This window comes from Streptococcus sp. 9903 (assembly GCF_013276625.1).
Taxonomy (GTDB): Bacteria; Bacillota; Bacilli; order Lactobacillales; family Streptococcaceae; genus Streptococcus.
Window position 1 is genome coordinate 25351 of the sequence record NZ_VMLI01000016.1, and the last position, 23939, is coordinate 49289.

A 23939-nucleotide genomic window follows, 5' to 3' on the forward strand; every position below is an offset into this window, starting at 1 on the left:
ATGATGGAAAGAGAAAGTTCATTTTTAATTGCATTCCCAAGCAATTTTTGTTAAGCTAAAAACAAGTACAAATGAAAGCGAGAACAAGATGACACGTTATCAAGATGATTTTTATGATGCAATCAATGGAGAATGGCAACAGACAGCTGAAATCCCAGCAGATAAGTCTCAAACGGGAGGTTTTGTGGATTTAGACCAGGAAATTGAAGACCTGATGCTGGCGACAACAGACAAGTGGTTGGCAGGAGAAGAGGTGCTTGAGGATGCTATCTTGGCAAACTTTGTCAAATACCACCGCCTAGTTCGTGATTTTGACAAGAGAGAAGCTGATGGTATCACACCTGTCTTACCACTTCTTAAAGAGTTCCAAGAATTAGAGACTTTTGCGGATTTTACAGCTAGACTAGCAGAGTTTGAACTTGCAGGAAAACCTAACTTCCTTCCTTTTGGTGTATCGCCAGACTTTATGGATGCTAGAATCAATGTTCTATGGGCTAGCGCTCCAAGCACGATCCTGCCAGACACAACCTACTATGCAGAAGACCATCCTCAGCGAGAAGAGCTCTTGACTCTTTGGAAAGAAAGCAGCGCAAATCTTCTCAAGGCTTATGATTTCTCTGATGAAGAAATTGAAGACTTGTTAGAGAAAAGACTAGAATTGGACCGTCGAGTTGCGTCAGTAGTGCTCTCTAATGAAGAAAGTTCAGAGTATGCTAAACTCTACCATCCATATTCTTATGAAGATTTCAAGAAATTTGCGCCTGCCTTACCCCTGGATGACTTCTTCCAAGCTGTTCTTGGACAAATACCAGACAAGGTTATCGTAGACGAGGAACGTTTTTGGCAAGCAGCAGAGCAATTCTATAGTGAAGAAGCTTGGCCTCTCCTCAAGGCAACCTTGATTTTAAGTGTTGTCAATCTCTCAACCAGCTATTTAACAGAAGAAATCCGTGTCTTGTCAGGTGCCTATAGCCGTGCGCTTTCAGGAGTTCCAGAAGCTAAAGACAAGGTCAAGGCAGCCTACCAGCTAGCACAAGGTCCTTTCAAACAAGCCTTGGGTCTCTGGTATGCCCATGAAAAATTCTCTCCAGAGGCCAAGGCAGACGTAGAGAAAAAAGTGGCAACCATGATTGATGTCTATAAGGAACGCTTGGCTAAAAATGACTGGCTGACTCCTGAAACTCGTGACAAGGCCATCGTCAAACTCAATGTCATCAAGCCTTATATCGGTTACCCAGAAGAATTACCAGAACGCTATAAGGACAAGGTAGTGGATGAAAATGCTAGTCTTTTTGACAATGCTCTAGCCTTTGCGCGTGTGGAAATCAAGCACAGTTGGAGTAAGTGGAATCAGCCTGTAGACTACAAGGAGTGGGGCATGCCTGCTCACATGGTCAATGCCTATTACAATCCACAGAAGAATCTGATTGTCTTCCCAGCGGCTATTTTACAGGCGCCTTTCTATGACTTGCATCAGTCATCTTCTGCTAACTACGGTGGTATTGGTGCAGTTATTGCCCATGAAATTTCTCACGCCTTTGATACCAACGGAGCTTCCTTTGATGAAAATGGTAGCCTCAAGGATTGGTGGACAGAGAGCGACTATGCTGCTTTCAAGGAGAAAACACAAAAAGTTATTGACCAGTTTGATGGACAGGATTCTTATGGAGCAACCATCAACGGTAAATTGACTGTATCAGAAAATGTGGCTGACTTGGGAGGAATCGCTGCAGCGCTTGAAGCTGCTAAGAGAGAACCAGACTTCTCAGCAGAAGAATTCTTCTACAACTTCGGTCGCATCTGGCGCATGAAAGGTCGTCCAGAATTTATGAAACTTTTGGCTAGCGTCGATGTGCACGCGCCAGCCAAACTCCGTGTCAATGTACAAGTACCAAACTTCGATGATTTCTTTACAACCTATGATGTCAAAGAAGGAGACGGTATGTGGCGTTCACCAGAAGCGCGCGTGATTATTTGGTAAGGCAAAAAATTTAGTCATCAGAAAAAAGGCATCCAATCAGGTGTGAAAACCTTGATAGGATGCCTTTTATAGTGGAAAGACTGCTGGATAATGTACTTAAAATGCGATAGTCATTGTCACCATCTTACTAGAAAAAGGGATTGAAGGTCTTTTCATGGGCGATGGTCGTAGCTGGACCATGTCCTGGATAGACATCGTAGTTTGGTAGGGTGAAGAGTTGAGTCTGGATACTATGGAGGAGTTGTTCCATGCTACCAGTTGGAAGGTCGGTCCGTCCGATTGTTTCACGGAAAAGAGCATCACCTGTCAAGACTAGGTGAGCATTAGGAAAGACGATAGAAACACCGCCGATGGAGTGACCTGGTGTTGGCAAGACAGTGAAACGAAATTCCTCCAGTTGGTATTCTTCGTGAAAGACAAAGGTGCGTTCAGCCGGTTTTGCGACCACATCTGCCATATCATCGTGGCGGGGAAGTCCAGAGAGATTGTCGACAGGAGTATAGAGCCAGCTGGCTTCGCTCTCTGCGATATAGACAGGAGGATTGCCAAAAGTCTCGCGAACCAAGTCCAGACTCATGATATGGTCATAATGGGCGTGGGTCAGGAGAATAGCGCAGATCGGTTTGTTGAGGTTCTCGATTGTCTGACGAATGGCTTCCCAATGACTACCAGGATCTACTACGATAAGGTGATTTTCGCCTTCCAGGTAATAGGTGTTTTCATAGGCAACAGGATTGACGGTTTTATGGATTTTCATATTAGCTCCAATCTCAAAGAATGTACTAAATAAGTATAGCACAGTTAGGGAGAATAGGTAAGGATTTAGGATGAACTTAAAAACCAGCATGACTAGATGAAGACAGGCTGGTTATCAATTTATCAATATTGGAGAGGTGTCAATTGCCCTTCATAGGTTGCATAAACTCCGTCATTAGCTTGTTTGATAGATGTGATGTTTAGAGTGCCACCGTAGTTGGCTTCTCGTTTGTCACTATATTCACTATAAGTTATTCTATTGGGCAGGTTCTGGTCGTTAGCATAGTATTGAACGACTGTTTTTTTATAGCCTTGCTGGCTGAATAGGAACAGGCAGCAAACTCCTAACACTAGGAGAGAAAAGATAGAAATAGCAGTTTTTTTCATAGGCGTTCTCCTTATAAACTAAAGGATAAAAGAAAGCATCTTGAGGATTTTTAATTCCAAAATCCAGTCAAGGTACCAGTGTATGTGACACGAGTCCCACCGTTTGATCTTCGTACACTGTCTATTTCAAGTGTTCCTTTGAAGGTTGAATGGAAACTATCATTATATTCTGAATAGTAGATAGTTGGTGGGATGTAACCATCATCGTTATAGTATTTTGTTACTGTTTTACTATAACGATGAGAATATATACGCTCATAACGAGGACCTTCAAAGTTATTTGTTGTACTAGTTTCAGCAGCAGTGATTGGAACGGTAATAGATAGAGCAGTAGCTCCTAATAGTGTTAGTACAGTTTTTTTCATAGAATACTCCTTTGTAAAACGACGTCATTCAACTATATTGACTTGAATGAAAAGGTGATAAGGATAGGGAGTTAAATTATATTTAGGTTACAATATGGTTTCCGTTCTTCTATCTCTCCTTCTATCACCTAAATAGAAAATCTAACTGTACAATGTATTATAAAAAAATATTTCAGAATTGTCAAGCAATTCTGAAATATTTTTTTCCTATTCTGTTCCAATCTAGTTTTCATATTCTTAAAAAAGTGATAAAATGGTAGGAAGAATTGGAGAGTAGAGATGCCAAAAGAAGTGAATTTAACAGGCGAAGAAGTTGTCGCTTTAACCAAAGAATATTTAACAGAAGAGGATGTCCATTTTGTCCATAAGGCCTTGGTCTATGCGGTGGATTGCCACAGTGGTCAGTATCGCAAATCAGGCGAGCCTTATATCATTCACCCTATCCAAGTGGCAGGTATTTTAGCCAAACTCAAGCTAGATGCTGTAACGGTAGCTTGTGGTTTCTTGCACGATGTGGTGGAGGATACAGATGCGACCTTGGACGATTTGGAAAGAGAGTTTGGTCCTGATGTGCGGGTAATCGTAGATGGGGTTACCAAGCTTGGTAAGGTCGAGTACAAATCAATCGAGGAGCAATTAGCGGAAAATCATCGTAAGATGCTCATGGCCATGTCTGAGGACATCCGTGTTATCTTGGTTAAACTGTCTGACCGTTTGCACAATATGCGGACCCTAAAGCACCTTCGAAAAGACAAGCAGGAGCGCATTTCCAAAGAAACCATGGAAATCTATGCCCCACTTGCCCACCGTCTGGGGATTTCCAGTGTCAAATGGGAATTGGAAGACCTGTCTTTCCGTTATCTCAATCCAACGGAGTTTTACAAGATTACCCATATGATGAAGGAAAAGCGCAGGGAGCGTGAAGCCTTGGTGGATGAGGTGGTCACAAAATTAGAGGAATATACGACAGATCGTCACCTAAAAGGGAAGATTTACGGTCGTCCCAAGCATATTTACTCGATTTTCCGCAAAATGCAGGACAAGAGAAAACGGTTTGAGGAAATCTATGACCTGATTGCCATTCGTTGTATTTTAGACACTCAAAGTGATGTTTACGCCATGTTGGGTTATGTGCATGAACTTTGGAAACCGATGCCTGGTCGTTTCAAAGACTATATCGCTAACCGCAAGGCCAATGGTTACCAGTCTATCCATACGACAGTTTATGGGCCAAAAGGACCGATTGAGTTCCAAATTCGGACCAAGGCCATGCACGAGGTGGCTGAGTACGGGGTTGCGGCTCACTGGGCTTATAAGAAAGGCGTTAAGGGGCAGGTTAACAGCAAGGAATCTGCTATTGGGATGAACTGGATCAAGGAGATGATGGAGCTCCAAGACCAGGCTGATGATGCCAAGGAATTTGTGGACTCTGTCAAGGAAAACTATCTGGCTGAGGAGATTTACGTCTTTACCCCAGATGGAGCTGTCCGTTCTCTTCCCAAAGATTCAGGACCGATTGACTTTGCCTATGAAATCCATACCAAGGTTGGTGAAAAAGCGACTGGTGCCAAGGTCAATGGTCGTATGGTTCCTCTGACAACCAAGTTAAAAACTGGGGATCAGGTTGAAATTGTCACCAACCCGAATTCATTTGGTCCTAGCCGTGACTGGCTCAATATGGTCAAGACCAGCAAGGCGCGTAACAAGATTCGTCAGTTCTTTAAAAACCAAGATAAGGAACTGTCAGTCAACAAGGGTCGTGAAATGCTGATGGCTCAGTTCCAAGAAAATGGCTATGTGGCCAATAAATTCATGGACAAGCGCCACATGGACCAAGTTCTACAAAAGACTAGCTACAAGACAGAAGAATCCCTCTTTGCGGCCATCGGTTTTGGAGAAATCGGTGCTATTACCGTCTTTAACCGTCTGACTGAAAAGGAACGCCGTGAAGAAGAGCGTGCCAAGGCTAAGGCGGAAGCAGAAGAACTTGTCAAAGGTGGCGAGATCAAGGTTGAAAACAAAGAAACCCTCAAGGTCAAGCATGAGGGTGGTGTGGTCATTGAAGGAGCCTCTGGTCTCCTAGTGCGGATTGCCAAGTGTTGTAATCCTGTTCCGGGTGACGATATTGTTGGCTACATTACCAAGGGGCGTGGTGTGGCTATTCACCGTGTGGACTGTATGAACCTGCGTGCCCAAGAAAACTATGAGCAACGTCTCCTTGATGTGGAATGGGAAGACCAGTACTCTAGCTCAAATAAGGAGTATATGGCCCATATCGATATTTACGGCCTCAACCGTACAGGATTATTGAACGATGTACTGCAAGTTCTTTCAAACACAACCAAGAATATTTCAACGGTCAACGCCCAACCAACCAAGGATATGAAATTTGCTAATATCCATGTGTCCTTCGGCATTGCCAACCTCTCTACACTGACTACTGTCGTAGATAAGATTAAGAGTGTGCCAGAAGTCTATTCTGTCAAACGGACTAACGGTTAATTGCCCTAGCTCTTACTAGAAAGGCTATTATGAAAATCATTATCCAACGGGTTACAAAAGCCCAAGTAAGTATCGAAGGTCAGATTCAGGGGAAAATCAACCAAGGCCTCTTATTGCTGGTTGGTGTTGGACCAGAGGACCAAGAGGAAGATTTGGACTATGCTGTGAGAAAGCTTGTCAATATGCGGATTTTTTCAGACGCAGAAGGCAAGATGAACCTGTCTGTCAAAGATATTGAAGGAGAACTCCTTTCTATTTCTCAGTTTACCCTCTTTGCGGATACTAAGAAAGGCAATCGTCCAGCCTTTACAGGTGCAGCCAAGCCTGATATGGCATCAGACTTCTATGACGCTTTCAATCAAAAATTAGCGCAAGAAGTACCCGTTCAGACAGGTATCTTTGGAGCGGATATGCAAGTTGAGCTGGTCAATGACGGACCAGTTACCATTATCCTAGATACTAAAAATAGATAAGAAAGACCAAGCCCAGTCGGCTTGGTTTTTCTCATCTATCATAAAATACTCCAAAATGAAATCGTTTCTTGATAGGCTTTTGGGAAGTCTCTTTTCAGTTTTTGGCTTATGCGATAGGAAGAGATGAGATGTCCTAGGATTAGGAGAGTTCCCTGAAGGAGAAGTGGCACACCACTCAAACATATCAAGGAGAGAATCATCAGGCTATCCCATAGAAGGATTTGTAAGGCAAAATGCCAGAATTTTGGTCTAATCTGGGAATAGAGGTGACTAAAGTGGTCACAAAGCTGGTTTGAAAGATAGGCCAATAGCACAGGGTGAAAGAAAATGAGCCAACCACTATAAATTAAAATCCAATCCCAAGTGAGCCCCTCTTTAAATGTCAAAAATGCCAGCATAATTCCATCGATGGCAAGGAGCTCAATGGTTTTGATGAAGATGATTTTTTTCATGCTAAAACCTCCTTTTTTCATCTGTTAGTGACGTAATATTGAATATAATTATTATACAATATTTAGTTGGAGTGTGAAAGCGTTTACTATCTTTTTTGATATAAAAAATAGATAAGAAAACCCTGAAAATCAAACTTTCAGGGTTGGTAGGGGATTGGAGAAATTAGTTGATTTTCTCGACATAGAGTTGTTTTGCAATGTCCATACTTACTTGTAAGTCCTCGTCTTTACTAAGGATAGTGAAGGTGTTGCTGAAGCCATCAAACTGCTTGACTTGGAGCTGATCACCGATGTGAAGTGAGTGCTTGTCCAGATAATGGAGAATGTCAAAACTATCATGCACCCGAGTCAGGCGGTAGGAGCCAGCTTCCTTGATGTCAGCTAGTGGGAGGTTATTGATTTCAACTAGGAGTTCTCCCTTGGCAGGAATGGTTCCTCCGTGAGGGCAGGTCTTGGGAAATCCAAGCAATTTATCCAGTCTTTCCACGAAGAGGTCAGAGACAGTATGTTCCAATACCTCAGCTTCCTCGTGAATCTGGTCACTCGTATAGTTTAAATGATGAACCAGAAAAACTTCAATCAAGCGGTGTTTACGATAGAGCTCAGAGACCAATTTGAGGCCGAGGTCAGTCAGTAGATAGCCACATTCCTTGTCCTTGAGGATGAGATTTTCGCTCTTCATCCGTTTAATCATTTCAGTTACGGCAGGGGGAGAGACTTGCATGCGGGCAGCAATTTCCTTGTTGGTAATCTTATGCAAATCTATGCTAATTTCATAAATACATTTTAGATAGTCTTCTTTATTCGGGGTCATTCGCTTCCTCTTGTCTAATATCTTTATCTAGTATATCAAAAAAAGCTAGATTTCTCTAGCTGTGACTTTTTATGTTATACTTATTGCAAGAGAAAAAACGAGGAGATGGATATGACGAAAATAGCTCTTCTTTCAGATATTCATGGAAATACCACCGCCTTGGAGGCTGTTTTGGCAGATGCTCGGCAGCGAGGAGTGGATGAATACTGGCTTTTGGGAGATATTCTCATGCCAGGGACAGGGCGTAGAAGGATTTTGGACTTGTTGGCTCAACTACCGATTACGGTTAGAGTTTTGGGAAACTGGGAAGACAGTCTGTGGCATGGTATCCGTAAGGAATTGGATAGTACTCGTCCCAGCCAACGCTATCTCTTGCGCCAGTGCCAGTATGTTCTAGAGGAGATTTCCCTAGAAGAAATTGAACTGCTCCATAATCAACCACTCCAGATCCATCGTCAGTTTGGGGATTTGACGGTAGGAATTAGCCACCATCTTCCTGATAAGAATTGGGGACGAGAGTTGATTCATACTGGAGCGCAAGAGGATTTTGATCGCTTGGTGACCAATCCGCCTTGCGATATTGCTGTTTATGGTCATATTCACCAGCAGTTGCTTCGTTACGGGACTGGTGGACAATTGATTGTCAATCCTGGTTCGATTGGGCAACCTTTCTTTCTAGATGCCCAGTTGAGGAAGGACTTGCGAGCCCAGTATATGATTTTAGAATTTGATGACAAGGGCTTGGTAGATATGGACTTCCGACGGGTGGACTACGATGTGGCAGCTGAATTGCAGCTGGCTAAAGACCTCAAACTCCCTTATTTTGAGGTTTACTATGAAAGTCTGGTCAATGGGATCCACCATACTCATCATCAGGAATTTCTGAGTGAATTGGCCCAGAAAGAGGGTTATGATAGGGAGTTAGATGCCTGGTTGAAAAGTGGTAACGATTGACATTACAACTAAAAAGGGTATAATAAAAGAAAAAGAAGAGTAGAGGCAGGCTAGCCTCGTAAAAAGGAGAAGAGGATGCAAATTCCAAGTAGATTTACCATTGCGACTCATATGCTAATAATCATTGTCCTCAAGGGGAAGGAAAGCAAGGTGACCAGTGATTTTCTGGCTGCTAGTGTCGGGGTCAATCCTGTCATTATCAGAAAGACCTTGTCCCAGTTGAAGAAGGCAGAGCTGATTTCAGTAGCGCGCGGAACGGGCGGAACAGAGATTGTTAAGGATCTCAAAGACATTAGTCTATTAGATGTTTATCAAGCGGTTGAGTGTCTTGGTAAGACTGGTCAACTCTTCAGTTTCCATGACAATCCGAATCCAAATTGTCCAGTTGGAGCTCATATTCATGAGGTTTTGGATCAAAAATTGGAGAGAATTCAGTTGGCTATGGAGGCTGAACTTGGTCAGACCAGTTTAGAACAAGTCGTGGCCGATGCAGAGAGTCAGATGAAGGATTGAATTCTTCTTTAAAACAAAAAAGCTTATGAGAAGTTTTTTACCTTTTCATAAGTTTTTTTATCTATTTTTCCAAGCCTGGTAACGGGTATCAATCAATAATTGAGTAAGGCGTCCCAAGGTTTCTCTTTCTTCTGGAGTGAGGGATTGAGCTTGGACGAAGAGATGACGAATGTGTTCGATAGCTTTTAAGGAAGCCAAGTCATTGATAGAAGTAATACCAGAATCAAGAATGGTGCCAAAGAAAAGGTCGAAGTAAAGTTGAAGTTCCTCGTCAGGGACTGTGGCTACCCACTCCTTGAAGGTTATATCTACTTGTTGACTATCGCTGTTGGTCTTATCCAGTTGGATGAAGTGCTTGTCCTCAATCTGCCAACTAAAGGTATCGTGCTGGGCAATACCACCCAGGGCAGTACTTTGAACGATGATTTGGTGAGCAGGGATTTCCATCATCATACCGATGATGGAACCTTGTGGGATAAAGACCTTGGTTCTATCCATTATCCTTTGATAGCCCTCGGTTTGTGTCAGTTCTTTGTGGAGACCAGGCGCATCAAAGGTATAAACTGCTGTAATCTGATTTTGCAAGCTTTGCTCAATTTGACTAGCCGCATAGATGGCTAGATTTCCTCCCTTGGAATGCCCAGCCAGAATGACCTTCTGCTTAGGATAGTGGGCAAAAAAGTTCTTTAAATAGCGGAGGGCGTGCTTTTGAGCAGGAATTTCCTTCATATAGGTTAGGTGGAAATCTTCCTTCCAGCCAATGATACTGTCATCAGTCCCACGAAAGACAATCAGATAGGTATCGAGAGTGAGGCGGTAGGTTATAGCCGCAAATTGTTTTTGCAATTCAGGATCGATGTCATTGATAAAATGGGAGAGTTTGCAATTTTTGAAGCGTTTGTGTTGAGCTAGTTCATCTAATAGCTGGAGGCGATTTTTGCTGGTCAACATGTTAGGCTCCCTTGGAACCTGAGTTGCCAGGTCTAAAAGTCGCAGAGGAGTTGTGGAGACCAGATTATCAAAGGAGAGGTAGGTGATTTCTGTTAGGGCTAAAATGTCTAATTCATTCAAAGGTAAGTCGTAAAAGGAATCGTGTGCGACATCTTTCAGATAGTCAAAAATATTGGCCATAAGAGCTCCTTTCTTTTTGTTTATCTTATCAAATTTCCCTCAAATTAGCTAGTAGGGTTGCCTCATTTTGTTGGCTAAAAACAAGCTCTTTCAAATTCAGTTTCAGACCTTCCAGCATGGAAAAATCTGTTATAATAATAGAAAAGGAGAAGCGCATGCACAAGATTTTACTAGTAGAAGATGATCAGGTCATTCGTCAACAAGTCGGAAAAATGCTCTCTGAATGGGGATTTGAAGTGGTGCTGGTAGAAGATTTTATGGAAGTTTTGAGTCTTTTTGTTCAGTCGGAGCCTCATCTGGTCCTCATGGATATTGGTTTGCCCTTGTTTAATGGCTATCACTGGTGTCAGGAAATTCGCAAGATTTCCAAGGTGCCTATCATGTTTCTGTCTTCGAGAGACCAGGCTATGGATATTGTCATGGCAATCAATATGGGCGCGGATGACTTTGTGACCAAGCCTTTTGACCAGCAGGTTCTTTTAGCCAAGGTTCAGGGCTTGTTGCGCCGTTCCTATGAGTTTGGGCGTGACGAGAGTTTACTGGAATATGCTGGTGTTATTCTCAATACCAAATCAATGGATTTACATTATCAAGGTCAAGTCTTGAATTTGACCAAGAACGAATTTCAGATTTTACACGTGTTGTTTGAGCATGCGGGCAATATTGTAGCGCGTGACGACCTCATGCGGGAACTTTGGAACAGCGACTTTTTTATTGATGATAATACGCTCTCTGTCAATGTGGCTCGATTGCGTAAAAAGTTGGAAGAGCAGGGCTTGGTAGGATTTATCGAGACCAAGAAAGGGATAGGGTACGGACTGAAGCATGCTTGATTGGAAACAATTTTTTCTAGCCTATCTGCGTTCCCGTAGTCGTCTGTTTGTCTATCTGCTTGCTTTGGCATTTCTGGTTTTGCTCTTTCAGTTTTTATTTGCCAGTTTGGGAATTTACTTTCTCTACTTTTTCCTCTTGTGTTGCTTTGTAACCATCTTATTTTTCACTTGGGACATATTGGTGGAGATGCAGATCTATCGTCAGGAACTTCTCTACGGTGAGAGGGAAGCCAAATCTCCTTTGGAAATAGCCTTGGCTGAAAAATTAGAAGCGCGTGAGATGGAACTTTATCAGCAGAGGTCAGACGCAGAAAGAAAACTGAAGGATTTGCTGGATTACTATACCTTGTGGGTCCATCAGATAAAGACTCCCATTGCAGCTAGTCAACTCTTAGTTGCAGAAGTAGCCGACCGCCAACTGAAGCAGCAATTAGAACAGGAAATTTTCAAGATTGACTCCTATACCAATTTAGTTTTACAGTACCTGCGTTTAGAAAGTTTTCATGATGATTTGGTCTTGAAGCAGGTGCAAATCGAGGATTTGGTCAAGGAAATAATTCGTAAATACGCTCTTTTCTTTATTCAAAAAGGCTTAAATGTCAACCTACATGACCTTGATAAAGAAATCGTGACGGATAAAAAGTGGCTGCTAGTGGTCATTGAGCAAATTATCTCAAACAGTCTCAAGTACACCAAGGAAGGTGGTCTGGAGATTTATATGGAGGGGCAAGAGCTTTGTATCAAGGATACAGGAATCGGGATAAAAAACAGTGATGTCCTCCGAGTCTTTGAACGAGGTTTCTCAGGCTATAATGGTCGTCTGACCCAGCAGTCATCTGGACTTGGCCTCTATCTATCTAAGAAGATTTCTGAAGAACTGGGTCACCAGATTCGTATCGAGTCTGAGGTTGGAAAAGGAACGACAGTGCGGATTCAGTTTGCTCAAGTGAACTTAGTCCTTGAGTGAGAAGAGACGAAAAAGCCTCCGGACTGGAGGCTTTTGTGCTAGGTTCTTATTTCTCAACGCGTGATTTGTTGGCGATATCAGCTAGGATAGCTTGAACAAAATCATCTACTGAGACAGTTTGTGTTTCTTTTTGACCGTAGCGACGAACGTTAACAGTTCCGTCTTCCATTTCCTTGTCCCCAACAATCAATTGGTAAGGAATCTTGCTTGTTTGTGAAGCACGGATCTTGAACTGCATTTTTTCATTGCGCTCATCTACGTCTGCACGAACACCACGGTCACGGAGTTTCTTCGCTACTTCCCATGCGTAGTCCACGTGTTTTTCGTTAGATACTGGGATGAGGGTTACTTGGTGTGGTGCAAGCCATGTTGGGAAAGCACCTTTGTAGTTCTCAATCAAGATAGCTGTGAAGCGTTCCATAGTTGAGATAACTCCACGGTGAATCATAACTGGACGGTGCTCTTCGCCATCAGCTCCGATGTATTTAAGGTCGAAGCGTTCTGGAAGCAAGAAGTCAAGTTGGATAGTAGAAAGGGTTTCTTCTTTTCCAAGAGCGGTCTTAACTTGAATATCCAATTTTGGTCCGTAGAAGGCTGCTTCACCTTCGGCTTCAAAGTAGTCCACGCCCATTTCATCAAGGGCTGCACGAAGCATGGTTTGAGCATTTTCCCACATTTCATCGTTATCAAAGTACTTGTGAGTATCTTGAGGGTCACGAAGAGAGAGGCGGAAGCGGTATTCAGTCAAGTTGAAGTCTTCATAAACATCGATAATCAACTGAAGAGCACGTTGGAATTCTTCTTGGATTTGTTCTGGAGTCACAAAGAGGTGACCGTCGTTAAGAGACATTTCACGCACACGTTGAAGACCAGTGAGGGCACCAGATTTTTCATAACGGTGCATCATACCGATTTCGGCGATACGGATTGGCAATTCACGGTATGAGTGAACATGGTGTTTGAAGACTTGGATGTGGTGCGGGCAGTTCATTGGACGAAGGACAAATTCTTCCCCGTCACCCATATCCATAGTTGGGAACATGTCTTCTTGGTAATGATCCCAGTGACCAGAAGTCTTGTAAAGTTCAACAGAAGCAAGTGGTGGAGTGTATACGTGTTGGTAGCCAGAAGCTAGCTCTTTGTCTACGATGTAGCGTTCCAACTCACGACGAATAGTCGCACCATTTGGCAACCAGAATGGAAGTCCTTGACCCACCTCTTGAGAAATCATGAATAAATCAAGCTCTTTACCAAGTTTACGGTGGTCACGTTCTTTGGCTTCTTCACGCATTTGAAGGTAGTTTTTCAAGTCTTTCTTGTCAAACCAAGCTGTACCATAGATACGTTGCATCATAGCGTTGTCGCTATTTCCACGCCAGTAAGCACCTGCTACATGGAGAAGGTGGAAGATTTGGATACGACCTGTTGAAGGGACGTGTGGGCCACGGCAAAGGTCTACATATTCACCCTGACGGTAGATAGTCAAACCACCTTCGTCTTCTGAGTGTTCTTCAATCAATTCCAACTTGTAAGGGTCATTTTTGAAGATTTCACGTGCCTCGTCTTTAGTAACTTCTTCACGGATTGATGGGAAGTTTTCTTTGACAATTTTTTGCATTTCTTCTTCGATACGAGGAAGGTCTTCGTTAGAGATTTGACCAGCTGTGTTGTCTGTATCGTAGTAGAAGCCGTCTTCGATGGCTGGACCAACTCCCAAGTGAATGTCTGGGAAAAGACGACGAGCTGCTTGGGCGAACAAGTGAGCAGCTGAGTGACGTAGGATTGGAAGGGCATCTTCGTGATCAGGTGTCACAATTTCGATGCTTCCATCTTCAGTGATAGCACGAGTAGTGTCGATGAGTTTGCCGTTGAATTTACCAGCCAAGGCCTTTTTAGCTAGAGAATTGCTGATAGATTGAGCAATTTCAAAAGTTGTAACGCCAGATTCGAATTCACGAACAGCGCCGTCTGGGAAAGTAATGTTAATCATGATGTTCTCCTTACTTATATTATTGACGAATGTGTTAATCCTATTCTGAAAACAGGGATAGAGAATTGTGAAAGCTAGAAAAACAAAAAGCGACATCCTAGAAAGGACGTCGTAACGTGGTTCCACCTTCATTTATGTACCTCAAAAGAGAGGGACACCTCTGATTGGCTCTAACGTGGCCACCGTTTTATGTTTTCATAAAAACTCAAGAGTAGTATCAGTTTAGACTTCCTATGCGTTTCCAGCAACCACGCACTCTCTAGTAGAAAGGGGCTAAGTGACTTGTCTCTATGGATTATTATAGCATGATTGTGAGATTTTTCAAGGATTTTGTGAAAGTTTTTTGTTTTTCATTTTTGTAGAATATGCTTGATGCCAATACCGGAAACCATGCCCACCAGAGCCAAGGTTTCATAGATTAGCAAGTAAATTAGTATAAACTCACCAAAAGTTATGATAGTAAAGCAAAAGAGCAGTCCGTTACCAATTAACCACCAAAGTGAGAAACGGAAACGGTAGCTATAGAGTAGCGATATAATCAAGATTACCAGAGGTGTAAAGAAGAGAATATTATTTACGTAGAGACTCTTGAGAAAAAGGGGGTCAGAAATGATTAGTGATAACAACTCATAAAGTGGCCAGTAAAAGAAAAAGATGACCAGATAGTAGGGGAGATGGGAATAGAATCTAGGCATGATAATCACCTCGTTTAAAAACAGACAACTTGGATTTCTTACTATGATTATTATAGCATATTTAAAACAAGAAAGTAAATCTGTTGACAAAGAAGTTAGTTATTGGTAGAATAGGGATTGTCGTAAAGACAAATAACTTCTTCTTGGTTACAGGCATGCCAACCTGTCACTCGGATGAAGCCAAATAAAAAGGAGAAACATCATGGCAATCTCAAAAGAGAAAAAAAATGAAATCATCGCACAATATGCACGTCACGAAGGTGATACAGGTTCAGTAGAGGTTCAAGTTGCTGTCCTTACTTGGGAAATCAACCACCTTAACGAACACATCAAACAACACAAAAAAGACCACGCTACTTACCGTGGATTGATGAAGAAAATCGGTCGCCGTCGTAACTTGCTTGCATACTTGCGTAAAAACGACGTTAACCGTTACCGTGAGTTGATCAACTCTCTAGGACTTCGTCGTTAATTCAAGATACAAAGGCCGTCAAAAGCACAAAGCAAAAATAGGAAAATTGACGAAGAAACTTCAGTTTCTAGGAGATTTTATCTTTTTTGCCAGGTGCTTAGGCCGTGTTCAATTGAGCATATCTTGATAATGAAGCTACTCTAAATTGGGTAGCTTTTTTACTTTTGTCACCTTACCTCGATATACTCAAGTATAATCTTCGGTTACGGTTCCTAGCACTGTAAGGTAAAATAAACCAGAATGATCTCCCTTCGGGGAGATTTTTTTGTTTCACTGAAAGTTTCGTACATTCTTCGCCTCGTCGTCTAGTCTATAAACGGTTTATCCAGCAAGAATTATGATGCTAAGGGCGTAAGAAATCCGTATGAAAATAGGGAAATGACACAGTGTTCGATGAACACAAGGAGTTTCATCTTTTTCACTAGGATTTTAGCCCGAGCTCAAATCAGCTCTCTGATTTTCAGAGGGCTCTTTTATTGAGGTTTTATAGGTCACAATTTTGGAGACTACAAAAACCGGACTTGAAAGATGCTCAACTACAAGAGTGTTTTATCGGTCACAATTTTGGAGACTACAAAAACATCGTCAGCTTAATTTAACCCAACTAGTAAGTTTTATCGGTCACAATTTTGGAGACTACAAAAACGGACATCCAGTGAAAAAGAACCAACATTCTGTTTTATCGGTCACAATTTTGGAGACTACAAAAACCTCAAATGGTATCAGCTAATGACACCATAAAGGTGCGTAGCTACTCGGCTTGAAAAGCCGAGTAGCTGTCTGCAAGCCCCTTCGGAGAGCCCACACTTTACGAAGTAAAGTATAGTATGTTATACTTTACATGGAAGTAGTCACCGAATTCCAGTTAGAAATTACTTTGTAACTACGTTTTGAGGAGGAGTAAAATGCTTTCCTATGTTCGACATTACCCACTAGCGATAGCTAAATTAATGTGTCTGTGCTCTCCTAAAATCTGCTGATTTATTACTGACCAATACAGGAGGTTTTTTATGGGACAGACAATCATATCTGCTATTGGTGTTTATATTTCCACCAGTATCGATTATTTAATTATTTTATTTATTTTATTTGCACAGCTATCACAGAATAAACAAAAATGGCATATTTATGCGGGGCAATATCTAGGCACAGGCTTACTTGTAGGGGCGAGTTTAGTCGCTGCTTATGTCGTTAATTTCGTGCCTGAAGAATGGATGGTTGGATTGCTTGGTTTAATCCCTATCTATTTAGGGATTCGCTTTGCAATTGTTGGAGAAGGTGAGGAAGAAGAGGAAGAAGAGGAAGAAATTATTGAAAGATTAGAACAAAGCAAGGCAAATCAACTGTTTTGGACAGTTACATTGCTAACAATTGCGTCTGGCGGAGATAATTTAGGTATCTATATACCTTATTTTGCTTCGTTAGATTGGTCACAGACCCTCGTGGCCTTGCTTGTGTTTGTAATCGGCATAATTATCTTATGCGAGATTAGTCGGGTGTTATCCTCTATTCCGTTAATATTCGAGACAATTGAAAAATACGAGCGAATCATTGTGCCCTTAGTATTCATTCTACTTGGACTATACATCATGTATGAAAATGGCACGATAGAGACTTTTCTGACCGTGTAGATTTTTTTGTTTCACTAGGATTTTATCCCGAGCTCAAATTGGCTCTCTGATTTTCAGAGGGCTTTTTATGTTGTCACTTTACCTCGATATACTCAAGTATAATCTTCGGTTACGATTATTAGCACTGTAAGACCAACTATATTTATTTTTCTCATCTTGTTCCATTGTTGAAAATATGGTATACTTTTCATGAGAATTTTCTAAATTTTTAAGATTCTATCAAAGGAGGTTTGCATGCTTTCCAAATTTTCTGGAAGCCGACAAGACCAGCAATTTGTGTTACTTTTAGTTATTTTGCTAGGTATTTTAGGGATTTCTCTCTTTCTAGCAGTTTCAATGGGATCTGTTGCGATTGATCTAGGAGATACCTATCGGATTATTTTGAGCAGGTTAGGATTTCCTCTTGAGATAGGAGAGGTTTCCAAGTCCACTCTTGCCATTGTATGGAACATGAGATTCCCTCGAATATTGTTAGGTCTGATAGTAGGAGCAGGACTTTCTATGTGTGGAAGCGTGATGCAGTCTACAGTGAACAATCCCATAGCAGAGCCTTATGTCTTAGGAATATCTGCGGGTGCAACTCTAGGGGCAACCTTGAGCATCATTCTTGGTTTAAAAGTGATGATTAGCCTTGGAGCTTTTCTTGGAGCTATCTTGGCAACAATTGCTGTCCTCATCATTGCCTCTATGCAGGGAAGGATGACAACTTCCAGTCTGATCTTATCGGGAACGGTGGTCAACGCTCTCTTTCTGGCTTTTTCAAACTTTATTATCTCAGTCGGCGCTAATGCGGACAGTGTGATGACCATTAAGTTTTGGACCATGGGTTCGCTTGCCGGGACTACTTGGTCTGACTTAGTCCTGCCAACTATAGTAGTAGGATTGGCCTTTCTATTTTTCGCTACCCAGTATCGTGTTTTTAATGCGATGATGATGGGAGATGAGGCTGCTTTAACTTTAGGAATCCCTTTACGCTTTTATTGGTATCTTTATGTGACAATGGTGGCTGTGCTGACAGCAGTCTTAGTGGCAACCTGTGGGATTATTGGATTTGTCGGTCTGATTACTCCTCACTTAGCACGAGGGTTAGTAGGAACGAATTACAAGAGACTTTTTCCTGTTGCGACCATACTGGGTGCCCTCTTTGTCATTTGGGCAGACGTACTCTCTCGTATCATCATTCCAAACGCAGAGCTTCCTATTGGTATTTTCACAGCCTTAGTAGGTGCTCCCTTCTTTATCTACATTGTTGGAGGTAGGCGAAGGGAGGTGAGGACCTGATATGGACTTGATTTGTCAGGATGTCCACTTTGGACTGGGAGAGAAAAAAATCCTCAAAGGAGTCTCTTTTAAGGTTGAAGGAAATCAATTTCACACGATATTAGGACCAAATGGAAGCGGGAAAACCAGTCTACTTAAACTCCTCTATCGTCAGGAAAAGGTGGACAAAGGCTTGATAAGCCTAGATGGAAAGCCTCTGGAACAATGGACGCTCAAAGAAACAGCCAAGCAAATGGCAGTTGTGACCCAGTTTAACCAACTGCAGTTTGATTCTACAGTTGAGGAAATCGTCTTGCTGGGAAGAACTCCCCACCTCTCTTTTTTACAGAAGGAAAAGGAAAGAGATTATACCCTCGTTCAAGATGCCCTCGTTAAGGTGGATATGCTTGAGAAGAAAACTCGTCTCTATTCGTCCCTGTCAGGAGGAGAGAAACAGCGAGTTTTGTTAGCCCGCGCCTTGGCGCAAGAACCGACTCTCTTGCTCCTGGACGAACCAACCAATCACCTGGATATCAAGTATCAGTTAGACTTGTTGGCCATTGTGAAGGAGCTCAAGGTCAATGTTTTAGCTGTCCTGCATGATATTCAACTTGCTTGTCGCTATTCGGATTATCTCTATCTAATGAAAGAGGGAGAAATCCTTTACCAAGGGACTCCAAAGGAGACCATCACCCCTGAGTCATTGCAAACTGTATATGGAGTTCAAAGTCAGGTGACTTGGACCGAGGATCAGCAAGCCATGATTCACTATTTATAAGAATGAAAAGGAAAACAAGATGAAAAAAACACTCAGCATTTTACTGGTAACAGTAGCTACCCTAACCATGGCAGCTTGTGGCAATACTACTACAGAAAAAGCTACCACTCAATCTAGCTCAGAAACAAGTCAAAAGGCGAGCACAGAGACGACTTATCCGTTAACGGTTAAGACCTATGACGCGAAAGGGAATGAAGTCGAACAAGTTTTTGACAAGACACCTGAAAAAGTTATTACAAATAATCTTTCAACCACTGAAATTTTATTGGAGTTGGGGTTGAAGGATAAAATTGTTGGCATGCTCAATCCAGACAATGCTGTGACGGACAAATACAAGGACGCGATTGCGACTATTCCTCAAATTGGGGATAAAAAAACAGTCTCACAAGAGACAGTCCTTTCTTATGAGCCAGACGCTGTGATGGGTCGAAACATGATGTTTTCTGAAAAATCCTTGGGGACAGTTAGCACTTGGAATGAAAACAAAATCCCAGTTTATACTCAAAAAGCTTCTCTCTCAACAATTCAGCAAGATTTGGGGAATATCGTAGAAGATGTCAAAAATCTTGGAATGATTTTTAATGTTCAGGACAAGGCCAATGAATACGCGGCCCAATTACAAACTAAAATTGACGCTGTTAAGAAAGCAAATCCAGCAAGTCAAGGTGAAAAGAAAAAGGCTTTGATTATGGTTGCTTATAATGATGAAACCTTCGGTGCCTACAAGTCTGCTTTGCAAGAAAGTTTGCTGAACCAACTTGGTTATACAAACGTTGCTACGGGGACATCAGGCTTGACCTTGGAAAACCTCGTGTCAATGGATCCTGAATTGATTATCTATGTAACCAGCGATCGTAATAAAAAATTGGATGAAAAAGCAGTAGAGTTGATGAAGGCAAATGCTGTTTTGGAAAGCGTTCCTGCTATTAAGAATCAAAAAATCATGACCATCTCTTACGATGAATTGATGGACTATGGTCCAGCAGTGATTGATTCCCTTGAGAAAATCAATGACTTTATCAATAAATAATAAGTTTGATTGGGAAGGAATTCAAGTCAAAATCAGCCTTCCTTCTAACTACGACCCCAATCAAACCTATCCGGCTATTTTATTGAATGATGGAAACTTGGATTTCCTATCGTTTCTTTCCGAATCTGTGATTTTAGTGGGCTTAACCTCTAAAAATCGCCTAGACGACTACACTCCATGGGCGACATCTGCTCTGAGAGATGGGGCTCCAGATTTTGGCGGTCAGGCAAATGCCTATCATAGTCATTTATTTGGAGGTCTTTTGGACAAGTTGCAGTCGCTTTATCGCTTGGATAAAAATCGCCTTGCTTATGGAGGTTACTCACTAGGTGGTTTGGTGGCAGTCTACAGTCTTTTCAGCTTTGACAATGTTTCCTGTGTCTTCTCCATCTGCGGTTCCTTTTGGTATCCTGATTTTGTGACTTACTGCAAGGCAGAGACAGTGAAAAATCTAGACTGTTTGCTGTATTTACAGAATGGTCAAACAGAAGGAGCACACCATACTAATCGCTTGGCTCAAGCACCAGCCTATGCTGAGCAGATCCATACTAGTCTTGAGAAACGCTATCCGAATGGTCAGTTTGTCTTTGATCCTTATGGACACCATGAACAAGTAGCTGAGCGATTTCTAGTTTTTTCCAGCTGGTTGGCCAAAAAATGGAAAATCGAATAAAAGATTTATCCCTTGGCTTTTGCCAAGGGATTGTTGTATTTATTTAACCAAGGTTTTCTCTCTTTTTATCTGGATTCCATACGAAGCTTGCGATAAAGCTAAAGATGATAGTTAGGATAGCGAGGATAACCGCAAGGATAAGGGCAGGGATGCGGATAAGCCACCAGAGTGGGTTTGGTTTTTTATCATTGTGCCATTGTTTCGTTTCTTGGTCCAAACGTTGGAATTCTGTTTGAATGCGATTGGCGACTGTTTCAATGCCTTCATCATTCATTTTCTTGATATCTGAGATATCGATTGGATTTCCGAAGTTCATATCAACACGCTCACGGCTAACCAAGCCCTTCAAAGTCATGGGACCTGTGTAGGTAACCGGCATGATACGGACCTTGGCCATTTTGGCAATCAAGGCTACGCCACCCTTAACATCATTTGAGTGACGGCTCCCACTTGGAAACATGATAAGAGAGCGATCACTTTTTTTGAGGACATTGATAGGGTATTTGATGGCAGAAGCGCTAGGATTTTCACGGTCGATAGGAAAAGCGCCACACATACGAATCCACCAACCAAAGATACGGTTGGTAAAGAGTTCTTTTTTGGCCATAAAGATGAACTGTTTTGGCTTGGTCGCAAAGGCCATGTAAACAGGATCCCACCAGGTGCGGTGAGGTGCAACCAGAATATAATTTTCATCTTGATTAGGAATTTTATCAGTATTATGATAGTGGGCATTGCCATTGATGGACCATAGGAGCAAGACAACCAATCCACGTAAATAAGTATAAAACATGCGATCTCCTTCGATTATTTTCTTGTTATTATTATACCTTATCAAAGGAGGGCTGGCAAACTTTTCCCTTGACTAGGTGCATATTTGGGATGAGATTAGAATTCTGTTAAAAAAAATGATATGATAGAATTTATGGATAAAAATAAGATTATGGGATTAACCCAAAGAGAAGTCAAGGAAAGACAGGCTAAGGGCTTGGTCAATGATTTTACTGCATCGGCCAGTACTAGCACTTGGCAAATCGTTAAACGAAATGTCTTTACCCTTTTTAACGCTTTGAACTTTGCCATTGCTTTGGCCCTTGCCTTTGTGCAGGCTTGGAGCAATTTGGTCTTTTTTGCTGTTATCTGCTTTAACGCTTTTTCTGGGATTGTGACCGAGCTGCGGGCTAAACACATGGTGGACAAGCTCAATCTCATGACCAAGGAAAAGGTCAAAACCATTCGTGATGGCCAAGAAGTGGCTCTGAATCCTGAAGAATTGGTGTTAGGAGATGTCATTCGTTTGTCTGCAGGAGAGCAGATTCCCAGTGATGCCTTGGTTTTGGAAGGTTTTGCGGAAGTCAATGAAGCCATGCTAACGGGAGAGAGTGATTTGGTGCAAAAGGAAGTTGACGCCTTGCTTTTGTCTGGAAGTTTCCTAGCCAGTGGGTCAGTTTTAGCTCAAGTTCACCATGTCGGTGCAGACAACTATGCTGCCAAACTCATGCTGGAAGCCAAGACCGTTAAACCAATCAACTCTCGTATCATGAAATCGCTGGACAGGTTAGCTGGTTTTACTGGGAAGATTATCATTCCCTTTGGTCTGGCTCTCTTGCTAGAAGCCTTGCTTTTAAAAGGCCTGCCTCTCAAGTCATCCGTTGTAAATTCGTCGACAGCCCTACTGGGAATGTTGCCCAAGGGAATCGCCCTTTTGACCATTACTTCGCTCTTGACTGCAGTGATCAAGCTAGGTTTGAAAAAGGTCTTGGTGCAGGAGATGTACTCTGTTGAGACCTTGGCGCGCGTGGACATGCTCTGTCTGGACAAGACGGGTACCATCACCCAAGGAAAGATGCAGGTGGAAGCCGTTCTTCCTTTGACCGAACAGTATGGAGAGTCAGCGCTTGCTAGCATCCTGACAAGCTACATAGCCCATAGTGAGGATAAAAATCCAACTGCCCAAGCTATTCGCCAGCGTTTCCAAGGTCTAGTAGCCTATCCTATGATTTCCAATCTCCCCTTCTCTAGCGACCGCAAGTGGGGAGCAATGGAATTGGAAGGTTTGGGAACAGTTTTCTTAGGGGCGCCTGAGATGTTGCTGGATTCTGAGGTCCCAGAAGCCAGAGAGGCCTTGGAGAGAGGTTCACGTGTCTTGGTCTTAGCCCTCAGTCAGGAAAAACTAGACCATCACAAACCACAGAAACCATCTGATATTCAGGCTCAAGCCTTGCTGGAAATCTTGGATCCCATTCGAGAAGGAGCAGCAGAGACGCTGGACTATCTCCGTTCTCAGGAAGTGGGCCTCAAGATTATCTCTGGTGATAATCCGGTCACTGTGTCCAGTATTGCCCAGAAGGCTGGCTTTGCAGACTATCACAGTTATGTAGATTGCTCAAAAATCACGGATGAGGAATTGGTTGATATGGCTGAGGAAACAGCCATTTTCGGTCGTGTTTCCCCTCATCAAAAGAAACTCATCATCCAAACGTTGAAAAAAGCAGGCCATACAACAGCTATGACTGGGGATGGAGTTAATGATATCCTGGCCCTTCGTGAGGCGGATTGTTCTATCGTGATGGCTGAGGGAGATCCGGCGACTCGTCAGATTGCTAATCTAGTTCTCTTGAACTCTGACTTTAATGATGTTCCTGAGATTCTCTTTGAAGGCCGTCGTGTAGTCAATAACATTGCCCATATCGCCCCTATTTTCTTGATAAAGACCATCTATTCTTTCTTGCTCGCAGTCATCTGTATTGCCAGTGCTCTTCTGGGGCGGTCTGAATGGATCTTGATTTTCCCCTTCATTCCGATCCAGATTACTATGATTGACCAGTTTGTGGAAGGTTTCCCGCCATTCGTTCTGACTTTTGAGAGAAATATCAAACCTGTTGAGCCAAATTTCCTTAGAAGATCCATGCTTCGTGCCCTACCAAGTGCTCTCATGGTTGTGTTCAGCGTTCTGTTTGTGAAAATATTTGGAAGTAGCCAAGGTTGGTCTGAGTTAGAAATCTCAACTCTACTCTATTATCTCTTGGGGTCAATTGGTTTCTTATCCGTATTTAGAGCCTGCATGCCATTTACCCTATGGCGTGTCCTCTTGATTGTTTGGTCAGTAGGAGGCTTCTTAGCAACAGCTCTCTTCCCAAGAATTCAAAAATTGCTTGAAATTTCAACCTTAACAGGACAAACTTTACCTGTTTATGGTGTCATGATGTTGGTCTTTACCGTGATATTTATCTTAACCAGTCGTTACCAAGCGAAAAAATAAAGAAAGGCTGCAATCTGTGG

23 protein-coding genes and 1 CRISPR repeat array are annotated in these 23939 nt (G+C 42.3%); of the genes, 14 read left to right on the forward strand and 9 right to left on the reverse strand.

All coding sequences use genetic code 11. The annotated features are described in order from the left end of the window. The first annotated feature begins 88 nt into the window (after window positions 1–88). Window positions 89–1981: an endopeptidase PepO gene (gene pepO / locus HT696_RS07225; protein WP_173282500.1), complete on the forward strand. Its 1893-nt coding sequence runs from the start codon at window positions 89–91 to the stop codon at window positions 1979–1981. Between the two features lie 127 nt (window positions 1982–2108). Here pepO and HT696_RS07230 read toward each other — a convergent pair whose 3' ends face one another. The 3 genes from HT696_RS07230 to HT696_RS07240 form a co-directional block, all read right to left on the reverse strand. Next, the gene (locus tag HT696_RS07230) at window positions 2109–2738 is read right to left on the reverse strand and encodes an MBL fold metallo-hydrolase (RefSeq protein ID WP_173219873.1); all 630 of its coding nucleotides are present in this window, start codon (window positions 2736–2738) and stop codon (window positions 2109–2111) included. A 122-nt stretch (window positions 2739–2860) separates the two neighbouring features. Then, window positions 2861–3088, reverse strand: coding sequence for a hypothetical protein (locus tag HT696_RS07235; RefSeq protein WP_316043872.1), 228 nt, complete (start codon window positions 3086–3088; stop codon window positions 2861–2863). 86 nt (window positions 3089–3174) lie between these two features. Beyond that, a complete protein-coding gene (locus HT696_RS07240; RefSeq protein WP_016397434.1) occupies window positions 3175–3489 on the reverse strand; it encodes a hypothetical protein in 315 nt (104 codons plus the stop codon). Window positions 3490–3768: 279 nt separating this feature from the next. On the opposite strand from HT696_RS07240, the gene HT696_RS07245 reads away from it, so the two are divergent. Both HT696_RS07245 and dtd read left to right on the forward strand, forming a co-directional pair. Continuing rightward, window positions 3769–5991, forward strand: coding sequence for a bifunctional (p)ppGpp synthetase/guanosine-3',5'-bis(diphosphate) 3'-pyrophosphohydrolase (locus HT696_RS07245; RefSeq protein WP_173282501.1), 2223 nt, complete (start codon window positions 3769–3771; stop codon window positions 5989–5991). A 29-nt stretch (window positions 5992–6020) separates the two neighbouring features. Continuing rightward, on the forward strand, window positions 6021–6464 hold the full coding sequence (gene dtd, locus HT696_RS07250) for a D-aminoacyl-tRNA deacylase (RefSeq protein WP_173219879.1): 444 nt from the start codon (window positions 6021–6023) through the stop codon (window positions 6462–6464). A 38-nt stretch (window positions 6465–6502) separates the two neighbouring features. On the opposite strand, the gene HT696_RS07255 is transcribed toward dtd, so the two are convergent. Beyond that, a complete protein-coding gene (locus tag HT696_RS07255; RefSeq protein WP_173283479.1) occupies window positions 6503–6916 on the reverse strand; it encodes a hypothetical protein in 414 nt (137 codons plus the stop codon). Window positions 6917–7079: 163 nt separating this feature from the next. Then, window positions 7080–7730 carry a metal-dependent transcriptional regulator gene (locus HT696_RS07260; RefSeq protein WP_054384446.1) on the reverse strand — a complete coding sequence of 217 codons (651 nt, stop codon included), beginning with the start codon at window positions 7728–7730 and terminating at the stop codon, window positions 7080–7082. Between the two features lie 111 nt (window positions 7731–7841). On the opposite strand from HT696_RS07260, the gene HT696_RS07265 reads away from it, so the two are divergent. Together HT696_RS07265 and HT696_RS07270 are read left to right on the forward strand one after the other, a co-directional pair. Then, window positions 7842–8684, forward strand: a complete 843-nt coding sequence (locus HT696_RS07265; RefSeq protein WP_054384445.1) for a metallophosphoesterase family protein — start codon at window positions 7842–7844, stop codon at window positions 8682–8684. 75 nt (window positions 8685–8759) lie between these two features. After that, window positions 8760–9197: an Rrf2 family transcriptional regulator gene (locus HT696_RS07270; protein ID WP_054384444.1), complete on the forward strand. Its 438-nt coding sequence runs from the start codon at window positions 8760–8762 to the stop codon at window positions 9195–9197. 57 nt (window positions 9198–9254) lie between these two features. Here HT696_RS07270 and HT696_RS07275 read toward each other — a convergent pair whose 3' ends face one another. Further along, window positions 9255–10328 (reverse strand): DUF2974 domain-containing protein, encoded by a 1074-nt coding sequence (locus HT696_RS07275; protein ID WP_173282502.1) that lies wholly within the window; start codon window positions 10326–10328, stop codon window positions 9255–9257. A 155-nt stretch (window positions 10329–10483) separates the two neighbouring features. Between HT696_RS07275 and HT696_RS07280 the strand changes: the two genes are divergently transcribed. Beyond that, complete coding sequence (locus tag HT696_RS07280) at window positions 10484–11161, forward strand: response regulator transcription factor (RefSeq protein ID WP_000548989.1); 678 nt, start codon at window positions 10484–10486, stop codon at window positions 11159–11161. Further along, a complete protein-coding gene (locus tag HT696_RS07285) occupies window positions 11154–12128 on the forward strand; it encodes a HAMP domain-containing histidine kinase (RefSeq protein WP_173283480.1) in 975 nt (324 codons plus the stop codon). Before HT696_RS07280 ends, HT696_RS07285 begins: the two co-directional genes overlap by 8 nt. Window positions 12129–12174: 46 nt before the next feature. On the opposite strand, the gene thrS is transcribed toward HT696_RS07285, so the two are convergent. Both thrS and HT696_RS07295 read right to left on the reverse strand, forming a co-directional pair. Beyond that, entirely contained in the window at window positions 12175–14118 is a 1944-nt protein-coding gene (gene thrS, locus HT696_RS07290; protein WP_000608345.1) for a threonine--tRNA ligase, read from the reverse strand. A 350-nt stretch (window positions 14119–14468) separates the two neighbouring features. Continuing rightward, complete coding sequence (locus HT696_RS07295) at window positions 14469–14813, reverse strand: hypothetical protein (protein WP_173282504.1); 345 nt, start codon at window positions 14811–14813, stop codon at window positions 14469–14471. Between the two features lie 202 nt (window positions 14814–15015). Between HT696_RS07295 and rpsO the strand changes: the two genes are divergently transcribed. The 6 genes from rpsO (at window position 15016) to HT696_RS07325 (ending at window position 20657) form a co-directional block, all read left to right on the forward strand. Further along, entirely contained in the window at window positions 15016–15285 is a 270-nt protein-coding gene (gene rpsO, locus HT696_RS07300) for a 30S ribosomal protein S15 (protein WP_001018251.1), read from the forward strand. 481 nt (window positions 15286–15766) lie between these two features. Continuing rightward, window positions 15767–15996: a CRISPR direct-repeat array (repeat unit 35 nt; unit sequence GTTTTATCGGTCACAATTTTGGAGACTACAAAAAC). 299 nt (window positions 15997–16295) lie between these two features. Beyond that, on the forward strand, window positions 16296–16916 hold the full coding sequence (locus HT696_RS07305) for a CadD family cadmium resistance transporter (RefSeq protein ID WP_000531713.1): 621 nt from the start codon (window positions 16296–16298) through the stop codon (window positions 16914–16916). 234 nt (window positions 16917–17150) lie between these two features. After that, complete coding sequence (locus HT696_RS07310) at window positions 17151–18197, forward strand: iron ABC transporter permease (RefSeq protein WP_173282505.1); 1047 nt, start codon at window positions 17151–17153, stop codon at window positions 18195–18197. 1 nt (window position 18198) lies between these two features. After that, window positions 18199–18954, forward strand: a complete 756-nt coding sequence (locus tag HT696_RS07315) for an ABC transporter ATP-binding protein (protein ID WP_173218545.1) — start codon at window positions 18199–18201, stop codon at window positions 18952–18954. A gap of 19 nt (window positions 18955–18973) precedes the next feature. After that, window positions 18974–19984 (forward strand): ABC transporter substrate-binding protein, encoded by a 1011-nt coding sequence (locus HT696_RS07320; RefSeq protein ID WP_173262086.1) that lies wholly within the window; start codon window positions 18974–18976, stop codon window positions 19982–19984. After that, on the forward strand, window positions 19965–20657 hold the full coding sequence (locus HT696_RS07325) for an alpha/beta hydrolase-fold protein (RefSeq protein WP_173262089.1): 693 nt from the start codon (window positions 19965–19967) through the stop codon (window positions 20655–20657). Before HT696_RS07320 ends, HT696_RS07325 begins: the two co-directional genes overlap by 20 nt. A gap of 43 nt (window positions 20658–20700) precedes the next feature. Here the strand turns inward: HT696_RS07325 and HT696_RS07330 are convergent, their stop codons facing one another. Beyond that, window positions 20701–21450, reverse strand: coding sequence for a 1-acyl-sn-glycerol-3-phosphate acyltransferase (locus HT696_RS07330; RefSeq protein ID WP_173218551.1), 750 nt, complete (start codon window positions 21448–21450; stop codon window positions 20701–20703). Between the two features lie 132 nt (window positions 21451–21582). On the opposite strand from HT696_RS07330, the gene HT696_RS07335 reads away from it, so the two are divergent. Then, window positions 21583–23919 carry a cation-translocating P-type ATPase gene (locus HT696_RS07335; RefSeq protein ID WP_173218553.1) on the forward strand — a complete coding sequence of 779 codons (2337 nt, stop codon included), beginning with the start codon at window positions 21583–21585 and terminating at the stop codon, window positions 23917–23919. The last annotated feature ends 20 nt before the right edge of the window (window positions 23920–23939 follow it).

Excerpts from the sequence above, each read along its gene's own strand:
- pepO (WP_173282500.1), top strand. The coding sequence starts at position 89 with ATGACACGTTATCAAGATGATTTTTATGATGCAATCAATGGAGAATGG.
- HT696_RS07230 (WP_173219873.1), bottom strand. The coding sequence starts at position 2,738 with ATGAAAATCCATAAAACCGTCAATCCTGTTGCCTATGAAAACACCTAT.
- HT696_RS07240 (WP_016397434.1), bottom strand. The coding sequence starts at position 3,489 with ATGAAAAAAACTGTACTAACACTATTAGGAGCTACTGCTCTATCTATT.
- HT696_RS07245 (WP_173282501.1), top strand. The coding sequence starts at position 3,769 with ATGCCAAAAGAAGTGAATTTAACAGGCGAAGAAGTTGTCGCTTTAACC.
- dtd (WP_173219879.1), top strand. The coding sequence starts at position 6,021 with ATGAAAATCATTATCCAACGGGTTACAAAAGCCCAAGTAAGTATCGAA.
- HT696_RS07255 (WP_173283479.1), bottom strand. The coding sequence starts at position 6,916 with ATGAAAAAAATCATCTTCATCAAAACCATTGAGCTCCTTGCCATCGAT.
- HT696_RS07260 (WP_054384446.1), bottom strand. The coding sequence starts at position 7,730 with ATGACCCCGAATAAAGAAGACTATCTAAAATGTATTTATGAAATTAGC.
- HT696_RS07265 (WP_054384445.1), top strand. The coding sequence starts at position 7,842 with ATGACGAAAATAGCTCTTCTTTCAGATATTCATGGAAATACCACCGCC.
- HT696_RS07270 (WP_054384444.1), top strand. The coding sequence starts at position 8,760 with ATGCAAATTCCAAGTAGATTTACCATTGCGACTCATATGCTAATAATC.
- HT696_RS07275 (WP_173282502.1), bottom strand. The coding sequence starts at position 10,328 with ATGGCCAATATTTTTGACTATCTGAAAGATGTCGCACACGATTCCTTT.
- HT696_RS07280 (WP_000548989.1), top strand. The coding sequence starts at position 10,484 with ATGCACAAGATTTTACTAGTAGAAGATGATCAGGTCATTCGTCAACAA.
- HT696_RS07285 (WP_173283480.1), top strand. The coding sequence starts at position 11,154 with ATGCTTGATTGGAAACAATTTTTTCTAGCCTATCTGCGTTCCCGTAGT.
- thrS (WP_000608345.1), bottom strand. The coding sequence starts at position 14,118 with ATGATTAACATTACTTTCCCAGACGGCGCTGTTCGTGAATTCGAATCT.
- HT696_RS07295 (WP_173282504.1), bottom strand. The coding sequence starts at position 14,813 with ATGCCTAGATTCTATTCCCATCTCCCCTACTATCTGGTCATCTTTTTC.
- rpsO (WP_001018251.1), top strand. The coding sequence starts at position 15,016 with ATGGCAATCTCAAAAGAGAAAAAAAATGAAATCATCGCACAATATGCA.
- HT696_RS07305 (WP_000531713.1), top strand. The coding sequence starts at position 16,296 with ATGGGACAGACAATCATATCTGCTATTGGTGTTTATATTTCCACCAGT.
- HT696_RS07310 (WP_173282505.1), top strand. The coding sequence starts at position 17,151 with ATGCTTTCCAAATTTTCTGGAAGCCGACAAGACCAGCAATTTGTGTTA.
- HT696_RS07315 (WP_173218545.1), top strand. The coding sequence starts at position 18,199 with ATGGACTTGATTTGTCAGGATGTCCACTTTGGACTGGGAGAGAAAAAA.
- HT696_RS07320 (WP_173262086.1), top strand. The coding sequence starts at position 18,974 with ATGAAAAAAACACTCAGCATTTTACTGGTAACAGTAGCTACCCTAACC.
- HT696_RS07325 (WP_173262089.1), top strand. The coding sequence starts at position 19,965 with ATGACTTTATCAATAAATAATAAGTTTGATTGGGAAGGAATTCAAGTC.
- HT696_RS07330 (WP_173218551.1), bottom strand. The coding sequence starts at position 21,450 with ATGTTTTATACTTATTTACGTGGATTGGTTGTCTTGCTCCTATGGTCC.
- HT696_RS07335 (WP_173218553.1), top strand. The coding sequence starts at position 21,583 with ATGGATAAAAATAAGATTATGGGATTAACCCAAAGAGAAGTCAAGGAA.